Here is a 9145-nt window from a genome sequence, read left to right as displayed (position 1 = left end):
TCCGGCTCAATCCGGTGATGATCGTCAGGGCACTTCTGATAGCCGTAAATCGCCCAGGTTCCGATAAATTCGCCGTTCCGCTGTTTTCCCGCAAATACTGGCAGCAGCTTTCTGGAAATGTCCCTGCTGTAAACCTCGTTGATGATATTTTTCAGCGGCACAATGTAGCCGTCCTGGGACCGCCCGGCGGTCAGCGTGTCAAAGTTGTCGTTGACGGCGATAAACCGCACGTCCAGGAGAGGGAAAATCCGCTCCAGATAGTTGCCGGTTTCCCGGTAGTTGCGGCCAAACCGGGATAAATCCTTGACCACAATACAGTCCACTTTCCCGGAGCGCACATCCGCCATCAGCCGTTCAAACTCCGGGCGGTCAAAGTTTGTCCCCGTCCGCCCGTTGTCACAGTAGAGGCCGCAGAACTGCATATCCGGCTGGCTGTCAATGTAGCTCTGAATCAATTCCCGCTGAGCGGTGATCGTGTCCGCTCCGGGCTTTCCGCTGTCCTCTACCGACAGCCGGACATAGCCGCCCGCCCGATACACTCGCCGGGGCTTTTCCGCGGGGGCGGCCGCCGGCAGAACGGGATTGACCTTGCGCTTCGTCCGCGCCATGTCAGACCGCCTCCCTTCCGGGGAGGGCCCCCTGGGCCTGCCGCAGCAGGTCCATCTGCCAGGAAAATTCATCGTGCCAGCGGCAGACAACCTCAACCCTGCGATCACGGAAAATCAGGACACGCTCAATCAGGGAGACCACGATGGTACGGTCCAGAGATTCGATGTTCTGATGCTTGCGAAACTGCCCCATCCAGCCCCGGCCTTCAGAGAGATTGCCCATTTCCCGGCTCATTTCCTCTTGAATGGCTCCGGCCTGTTCCTCCGCCTCGGCCCGGCGGCGGGAATAGGTCTTTCGCAAATCCTGATATTCCTCCTTGTCGATCACACCGTCCTGGAGGCTTTCATAGAGGGACCGCAGAAGGGTCTGCCAGCGGTCAGCCTCCGCCTGTTTCTTCTCCAGGCGGTCCCGGAGCTTCCGCACACCCGCCTGCTGAAGCTGGGCAGTATCCGTCAGCTCCAACAGGTTGGAGAGATCGATCACGTCCTGAATGTGCTTTTTCAAAGCCTCCAGCACAATTTCGTCCAACGCCTCCACCCGCAGGGAATGGGCATAGCAGGTCTTTTCGTTCTTGTGGGCGGCGCAGACGTAATACACATACTTCTTTTTACCGGAGGAAACAGTCTTTCGGATCATGGCCCCGCCGCACTCGCCGCAGAATACCAGCCCGGAAAACAATTCCACCGCCCTGCCGCTGACGCTGGTACGGGTGTCCAGGGCCAGTACCTTCTGTACCGTCTCAAAGTCGTAGCGGTCGATGACGGCCTCATGGCAGTGCTCCACTACCGCCCATTCCGCCCGGGGCTTCACCACCAGCCGCTTCACCCGGTAGCTGGGCGTAGTGACCCGCCCCTGCTCCAAGGTGCCGGTGTACACCGGATTTTTCAGAATCCGCAGCACCATTCCCGCGTCCCAAACGGATTCCTCTTTCAGCCGGAAGGAAGTGGAGTAGCGCAGCCCCTGGGACCGCTTGTAGTCCATGGGCGTGGGGATGCCGGAGGCGGTTAACCGGGCCGCGATGTCCCCGGCGCTGATGCCCTCCAGCTTCCATTTGAACACGTCACGCACCACGCCGGCGGCATATTCATCCACCAGCAGGCGGTGGCGGTTCTCCGGGTCCTTCCGGTAGCCAAACACAGCAAAAGAGCCAATGAAATCTCCGCGCTGGCGTTTGATCTCAAGCTGGCTCCGTGTTTTCACCGAGGTATCCCGGCAATATGCCTCGTTGATGAGGTTTTTGAACGGGATGACCAGCTCGTCAGATTCCACATTGCTGTGCAGACTGTCGTAGTTGTCATTGATTGCGATAAACCGCACACCAAGAAAGGGAAATAGCTGTTCCAGATATTCCCCCACGCCCAGGTGGTCCCTGCCGAAGCGGGACAAATCCTTGACCACGATGCAGTTGATTTTGCCAGCCTTGACCTCCGCCATCATTTCACAAAAGGCCGGACGGTCAAAAGCTGACGTTAGATAACGATACTTTTGAAAACACTGGAAAATCAAGGTTTTTCGAGCGACGGACAAGCAGGGTATTGTACTAAAAACTGAATACGACGCAGAAGCGGCGTTTCTTACTCTCTATACGGGAGAACAGGAACGCCGCTTTTTTCATGCCCTTGTTACGCAGTAGGGGCAGAAAAAGCCTTGCTACAAGCGGTTTTGCGGGCGCGTATCTGGCGCGGAAAGGGATTTATACCTTATCCCCCGAAACCGCGCTTCTACTGCGTAACAAATCCAAAGCAAAGGAGCTATGAACTATGGCAGTTTTCAGAGTGGAACGAAACAAGGGCTATACCGTAATGAGCAACCACCATCTACGCAACAAGGAGCTTTCCTTAAAGGCAAAGGGGCTGTTGTCGCAAATGCTGTCACTTCCCGAAGATTGGGACTACACCTTGAAAGGCTTATCCCTTATCAACCGGGAGAAGATAGACGCTATCCGCGAAGCCATTAAGGAGCTTGAACGCGCCGGGTATATCGTCCGGTCAAGGGAGCGCGACGAGAAAGGACGCTTGCGGGGCGCGGACTATGTGATATTCGAGCAGCCACAGCCGCCTACGCCGGATTTACCTACATTGGAAAATCCAACATTGGATAATCCAACGCAGGAAAAACCAACATTGGAAAAACCTACGTTGGAAAATCCAACGCAATTAAATAAAGATATACAAAGAACTGACTTACCAAAAAAAGAAAAATCAAATACAGATTTATCAAGTACCCATTCCATTCCTATCCTTTCCCCTAACCCCTCTCCTTGCAGAGAAGCGGCTACGCCGCCGGAACGGAAAGGAACGGAAACGACAGCACAGAGCGCAGTTGATATATACCGGGAAATCATCAAGGACAATATCGACTACCACATTCTCAAACAGGACATGAAGTTTGACAGTGACAGGCTTGACGAGATTGTAGACCTCATGCTTGAAACCGTATGCACCGCAAGGAAGCGGGTGCGGATTGCGGGGGATGACTACCCGGCAGAGCTTGTGAAATCTAAGTTTATGAAACTGGACGGCGAGCATATCCGCTTTGTGCTTGACTGTATGCGGGAGAACACAACGAAAATCCGCAACATCAAGCAATATCTGAAAGCAGCCCTTTTCAACGCCCCGTCCACTATCGGCAATTATTACACTTCCCTTGTCGCCCATGACATGGCAAGCGGCGCACTGTCACCGAAAAAGCCGCAGTACGGCGACCCGGACTATTATTCATGCAACGAGGGCGAAAGCCTGTAACCACCCACAACCACAAAAGGAGGATTTTATTATGGCACAGAAAATGACAGGAGCATTGGTATTTGACGAGCGCACCGACCGTTACGACATTCGCTTTGACTTAAACAGCTACTACGGGGGCTTGCATTGCGGCGAGTGCTTTGACGTATTCGTGCGGGGCAAGTGGAAGCCGACCCGGATTGAGTACGGCGACAACTGGTATCTTGTGGGTATCAGAGCCGAGGACTTGAACGGGCTGCGGGTGCGTATCTGACCGCCGCCCCATAAAGAAACGCGAAAGGAGGACGCGAGAAATTGCAGGACGAAGTAAACGAAAAGACCATAGCCCTTTACATCAAGACCGGGAAGCTGACCGCGCAGACGCTCCAAAAGGCAATGAAAGCCATACTGTCAAAGGGCAAAAAGCAGCTTGCAAAACCGCCACAGGGAAAGCAGAGCTTAAAGCAGCTTATGAAACAGAACGCGGGCGTTTCCAACATTGAGATTACCGAGGGCAATATCAAAGCCTTTGAGAGTACGGCGAAAAAGTACGGTATCGACTTTGCGCTGAAAAAGGACGCGACGGAAAGCCCGCCCCGCTATCTGGTTTTCTTCAAGGGGCGGGACGCGGACGTGCTGACCGCCGCCTTTAAGGAATTTTCCGCAAAAAAGCTGACACAGGAGAAAAAGCCCTCAATCCGAAAGCTGCTCTCTACCCTCAAAGAAGCTGCACAGGGCAAGAACGCGGAACGGGCAAAGGTCAAGAACAAGGACAGGGAGGTATCGCTATGAAGCCGGAAATCAAGAAGCTGCTTATCTTAAATCTCCCGTATCTGCTCTTTGTCTGGCTCTTTGATAAAGCGGGCGCGGCTGTCCGGCTCTCCCCCGGCGCGGACGCAAGCGCAAAGCTGCTACATCTTGGGGACGGTTTTACCGCCGCCTTTTCCAGTATCGCGCCGAGCTTCCACCCGGCAGACTTAGCTTTAGGCATTGCGGGGGCGGTCATTGTCCGGCTGATTATCTACACCAAAGGCAAGAACGCGAAGAAATACCGCCGCGGGACAGAATACGGTTCGGCGCGTTGGGGCGGGGCTGACGACATAAAGCCGTACACAGACCCGGTATTTGAGAACAATATCCCCTTAACGCAGACGGAACGGCTCACCATGAACAGCCGCCCGAAGCAGCCGAAATACGCAAGAAACAAAAATATTCTTGTAATCGGCGGTTCCGGCAGCGGCAAGACCCGGTTCTTTGTGAAACCGTCGCTCATGCAATGTACGTCAAAGGATTTTCCAACGTCGTATATCGTCACTGACCCGAAAGGAACACTGATTTTGGAAACCGGGAAAATGTTGCAGCGGTACAAATACCGTATCAAAGTGCTAAATACGATTAACTTCAAAAAATCCATGAAATACAATCCCTTTGCCTATCTGCGGAGCGAAAAGGACATTTTGAAATTAGTCAATACCATTATCGCCAACACCAAAGGCGACGGGGAAAAATCCGGCGAGGATTTCTGGGTGAAAGCGGAAAAGCTCTACTACACCGCACTAATCGGCTATATCTGGTATGAAGCCCCAGAGGACGAGAAGAACTTCACGACGCTGCTTGAAATGATAAATGCGTCGGAAGCCCGCGAGGACGACGAGGATTTCCAGAACCCGGTTGACCTCATGTTTGAACGTCTGGAAGAAAAAGACCCGGAGCATTTTGCAGTCAAGCAGTACAAAAAATACAAACTGGCGGCGGGCAAGACCGCAAAAAGCATACTTATCTCATGCGGCGCGAGGTTAGCCCCATTCGACATTAAGGAGCTGCGGGAGCTTATGGAAACCGACGAAATGGAGCTTGACACCATAGGCGACAGAAAGACCGCCCTTTTCGTGATTATCAGCGACACCGACGACACCTTTAACTTTGTCGTGAGTATTCTCTACACACAGTTATTCAACCTTTTATGCGACAAGGCAGATGATGAATACGGCGGGCGGCTTCCCGTCCATGTAAGGTGCTTACTTGATGAATTTGCGAATATCGGGCAGATACCGAAGTTTGAAAAGCTCATAGCCACCATAAGGAGCCGGGAAATATCCGCGTCAATCATCTTGCAGAGCCAGTCACAGCTAAAAGCCATTTACAAGGACAACGCCGATACCATAGTCGGCAACTGCGACACCACACTTTTCTTGGGCGGCAAGGAGAAAACCACCCTTAAAGAAATATCGGAAATTTTAGGAAAAGAAACGATAGACAGCTTCAACACTTCCGAAACCAGAGGGCGGGAGCTTTCGCATGGGCTGAACTATCAGAAATTGGGAAAGCAGCTTATGACGGAAGATGAAATCGCAGTCATGGACGGAGGGAAATGTATCTTGCAGCTACGCGGGGTGCGCCCGTTCTTTTCGGACAAATTCGACATAACGAAGCACCCGAAATACAAGTACCTGTCCGACGCAGACCCGAAGAACGCCTTTGACATGGAAAAGCACCTTAAACGCCGCCCCGCCATTGTCAAGCCCGACGAGGTTTTTGACTATTACGAGATTGACGCGGCAGACTTACAGGAGGGCGCAGACCATGAGGAAACGTAGCGCAGAGGAAAAACAAAAGCAGCTTGAACGGTTTTTAATGAATGTTGCGGAAGCCGCCGACGCTGCATTATGGGAGTATTGGCGGGAAAAGGAAGCGGAACACCGCCGTTTTGCAACGGAGTATGTCACGCGCCGGGGGCTTATCCCGCAACAGTGACAGCATGGCAGACCGGCGGGGGACAGGGGAAGCTACACTTCCCCTACGCTGCCTTGCGGCAGCTACCCCTTTGTGAACTTGCGGGAAGCGAACACCTTGCTACGCAAGCTATTCACTTCCCGCAAGTCTGAAAAAACGTCCGGCAGCACAGCGGGACACAGAAAGGAGCGATTGAAGCAATCACATCTATCCATACCGGCTACATGATACGCGCCCCCACTTTCCGGCGCAGTACACAGCGGCAGGAGCCGCACCCCTTACAACTGAATACCGCCGCGCCGCAGGACTTACGCAGCGCGGGGACAGCCGCCTTTACCAGAGGGCGGTTTTTTTGTGCGGCGGCATATGCTGACCGCCTTTTGTCCGCTTGCCGGACAGCCGCAGACGCGGCAGAAAGGATATATTTATGGCATTTTTCAATAGCGCAGTAGACGTTTTGCAGACCCTTGTTGTAGCACTTGGAGCCGGGCTTGGTATCTGGGGCGTAATCAATCTGATGGAGGGCTACGGCAACGACAATCCGGGGGCGAAAAGCCAGGGCATGAAGCAGCTTATGGCGGGCGGCGGCGTTGCCCTTATCGGCATGACCCTTGTACCGCTGCTTTCCGGCTTGTTCGGTTAAGAAGCGCGGGTAAAGGCTTATGCAGAGCATACTTGACGCGATTAACGAATGGATAAAGGAAATCCTCATAGGAGCCATAAACGGTAATCTGTCAACTATGTTCGGGGACGTGAACGAGAAAGTCGGCACTATCGCCGCAGAGGTAGGGCAGACCCCGCAAGGGTGGAACGCAAATATATTCTCCATGATACAGACGCTTAGTGAGAATGTAATCGTACCCATTGCGGGGCTTGTCATTACCTACGTCCTATGCTATGAGCTTATCAGCATGGTAACGGAAAAGAACAATATGCACGACGTTGACACTTCCATGTTCTTCAAGTGGGTGTTCAAGGCGTTTGTGGCAGTCTACCTTGTGACGCACACCTTTGACATCACTATGGCGGTGTTCGATATGGCGCAGCACATTGTTTCCGGCGCGGCGGGGGTAATCGGCGGCAGCACGAACATTGATGTTGCCGCCGCCCTTGCTTCCATGCAGGACGGGCTTGACGCTATGGAAATCCCCGAACTGCTCTTACTTGTCATGGAAACAAGCCTTGTGAGCTTGTGCATGAAAATCATGTCCGTACTGATAACCGTTATCCTCTACGGAAGAATGATAGAGATTTACCTTTACTGTTCGGTATCGCCTATCCCGTTTGCAACTATGACGAACCGGGAATGGGGGCAGATAGGAAACAACTACCTAAAATCCCTGTTCGCTATCGGTTTTCAAGGCTTCCTCATTATGATATGCGTCGGCATTTACGCGGTTCTGGTAAACAACATGATAATAGCGGACAATCTGCACAGCGCGATATTCTCCCTTGCAGCCTACACCGTTATCCTCTGTTTCTCCCTGTTCAAATCCGGCGCACTGGCGAAGTCGATTTTTTCCGCGCATTAGCGGCGTGTCAAGGGCAGGGTGGAGATTTTCAGAGCGAAGCGGCGAAAATACGACCCGACCTTGACGCGGATAACCCCCATATAATACGGGCGGGCAAAGGGCATAGATTGACCTTTGCCTTGATTACCCTTATGGAAAATTACAGCAACATCAAACCCAGAGAAAGGAGGTTTTCACTTGGCGTATGTACCCGTACCCAAAGACTTATCCAAAGTCAAGACAAAAGTAGCGTTCAACCTTACCAAACGGCAGATTGTATGTTTTGCGGCGGCTCTCATTATCGGCTTGCCGCTTTTCTTTCTGCTCAAAGACAGCACAGGCACAAGCCTTGCGTCTATGGCTATGATTGCCGTCATGCTGCCCTGTTTCCTCTTTGCCATGTATGAGAAGCATGGACAGCCCCTTGAAGTGGTGGTGAAGAACATCATACGGACGAAATTCATAGCCCCCAAAGAACGACCATACAGGACAGACAACTTTTATTCCGTCTTAGAACGGCAGAGAAAACTTGAAAAGGAGGTATCAGCGATTGCAAAAGGAAACACGAAGAAACAGCGCGGCGGGAAGCGCAAAGCCTAACCCGCCCCGCAAGCTCACCCGCGCCGAGAAAAAGCAGATTGCGGAAATCATCAGACAGGCAAAGGGCGACGGGAAAGCGCATACCGCGCAGCAGACAATCCCCTATATCCAGATGTACCCGGACGGTATCTGCAAGGTTACGGGACGGAAATACTCAAAGACCGTCGCCTTTGAAGATATTAACTATCAGCTTGCACAGGCAGACGACAAGACCGCCATTTTTGAAAACTGGTGCGACTTCCTAAACTACTTTGACGCTTCCGTTTCGGTGCAGCTCTCTTTCATCAATCAGGGGACGCAGCGGGGCGAAGCGGAAAAGGCGGTCAATATCCCGGCACAGGAGGACGCTTTCAATTCTATCCGCACAGAATACCGGGATATGCTGAAAAACCAGCTTGCAAAGGGAAACAACGGGCTTGTCAAAGCAAAATATATCACCTTTGCCATTGAAGCCGACAGTCTGAGCGCGGCGAAATCCCGCCTTGCCCGTATCGAAACGGACGTGCTGAACAACTTTAAGCTCTTGGGCGTGTCTGCCCGCCCCATGACAGGCTATGAACGCCTTAAAATGCTGCATGGCATTTTCCACCCGGAGGGCGGGCAGTTTTCCTTTGATTTTTCATGGCTTGCCCCGTCCGGGCTTTCCACAAAGGACTTTATCGCCCCGTCCTCTTTCCGTTTTGGCGAGGGGCGGTATTTCCGCATGGGGCGCAAAATCGGCGCGGTTTCATTCCTTGAAATCCTTGCGCCGGAATTAAACGACCGTATCTTATCCGACATTCTGGACTTGGAAACGGGCGTTATCGTCAATCTGCATATCCACAGTATCGACCAGACCGAAGCCATAAAGACAATCAAGCGGAAAATCACCGACCTTGACAAAATGAAAATCGAGGAAGTGCGCCCAGATAGGGCATTGTGTGAAGTAGCGTAAGGTACTACCCCGTAAGATAACACGGGAAACAATCT

The 9145-nt window shown here is 52.5% G+C and carries 10 protein-coding genes and 1 pseudogene; 9 read left to right on the top strand and 2 right to left on the bottom strand.

The annotated features are described in order from the left end of the window. Window positions 1-608, bottom strand: a 608-nt coding sequence (locus D1159_RS17900) for a recombinase family protein (protein WP_161846966.1), incomplete at its 3' end; no start/stop codon positions are given. 1 nt (window position 609) lies between these two features. After that, window positions 610-2046 (bottom strand): recombinase family protein, encoded by a 1437-nt coding sequence (locus tag D1159_RS17895; protein WP_243152379.1) that lies wholly within the window; start codon window positions 2044-2046, stop codon window positions 610-612. A gap of 323 nt (window positions 2047-2369) precedes the next feature. On the opposite strand from D1159_RS17895, the gene D1159_RS17890 reads away from it, so the two are divergent. The 9 genes and pseudogenes from D1159_RS17890 to D1159_RS17855 all read left to right on the top strand — a co-directional run. Beyond that, complete coding sequence (locus D1159_RS17890; RefSeq protein ID WP_160278040.1) at window positions 2370-3353, top strand: DUF6017 domain-containing protein; 984 nt, start codon at window positions 2370-2372, stop codon at window positions 3351-3353. Window positions 3354-3384: 31 nt separating this feature from the next. Further along, on the top strand, window positions 3385-3606 hold the full coding sequence (locus tag D1159_RS17885; protein ID WP_002569164.1) for a DUF5348 domain-containing protein: 222 nt from the start codon (window positions 3385-3387) through the stop codon (window positions 3604-3606). A 41-nt stretch (window positions 3607-3647) separates the two neighbouring features. Continuing rightward, on the top strand, window positions 3648-4124 hold the full coding sequence (locus D1159_RS17880) for a PcfB family protein (RefSeq protein WP_002569165.1): 477 nt from the start codon (window positions 3648-3650) through the stop codon (window positions 4122-4124). Further along, a complete protein-coding gene (locus D1159_RS17875) occupies window positions 4121-5929 on the top strand; it encodes a VirD4-like conjugal transfer protein, CD1115 family (RefSeq protein ID WP_160278039.1) in 1809 nt (602 codons plus the stop codon). Before D1159_RS17880 ends, D1159_RS17875 begins: the two co-directional genes overlap by 4 nt. Beyond that, the gene (locus tag D1159_RS19290; RefSeq protein WP_002569167.1) at window positions 5916-6086 is read left to right on the top strand and encodes a hypothetical protein; all 171 of its coding nucleotides are present in this window, start codon (window positions 5916-5918) and stop codon (window positions 6084-6086) included. Before D1159_RS17875 ends, D1159_RS19290 begins: the two co-directional genes overlap by 14 nt. A gap of 406 nt (window positions 6087-6492) precedes the next feature. After that, window positions 6493-6708: a Maff2 family mobile element protein gene (locus D1159_RS17870; RefSeq protein ID WP_002569168.1), complete on the top strand. Its 216-nt coding sequence runs from the start codon at window positions 6493-6495 to the stop codon at window positions 6706-6708. A gap of 19 nt (window positions 6709-6727) precedes the next feature. Further along, complete coding sequence (locus D1159_RS17865; protein WP_160278036.1) at window positions 6728-7597, top strand: VirB6/TrbL-like conjugal transfer protein, CD1112 family; 870 nt, start codon at window positions 6728-6730, stop codon at window positions 7595-7597. 177 nt (window positions 7598-7774) lie between these two features. Next, window positions 7775-8176, top strand: coding sequence for a PrgI family protein (locus tag D1159_RS17860; RefSeq protein WP_135992178.1), 402 nt, complete (start codon window positions 7775-7777; stop codon window positions 8174-8176). Next, window positions 8127-9074: pseudogene (locus tag D1159_RS17855) on the top strand (conjugal transfer protein TraE); the annotation flags it as partial. The gene D1159_RS17860 and the pseudogene D1159_RS17855, both read left to right, overlap by 50 nt. Window positions 9075-9145 lie beyond the last annotated feature (71 nt).

Origin of the sequence: Pseudoflavonifractor sp. 524-17 (assembly GCF_009935845.1) — a bacterium.
In the GTDB taxonomy this organism is placed as follows: Bacteria; Bacillota; Clostridia; order Oscillospirales; family Oscillospiraceae; genus Pseudoflavonifractor_A.
Note: the sequence above shows the minus strand (reverse complement) of the source record. Positions and strands in the feature narration are given on the sequence as shown.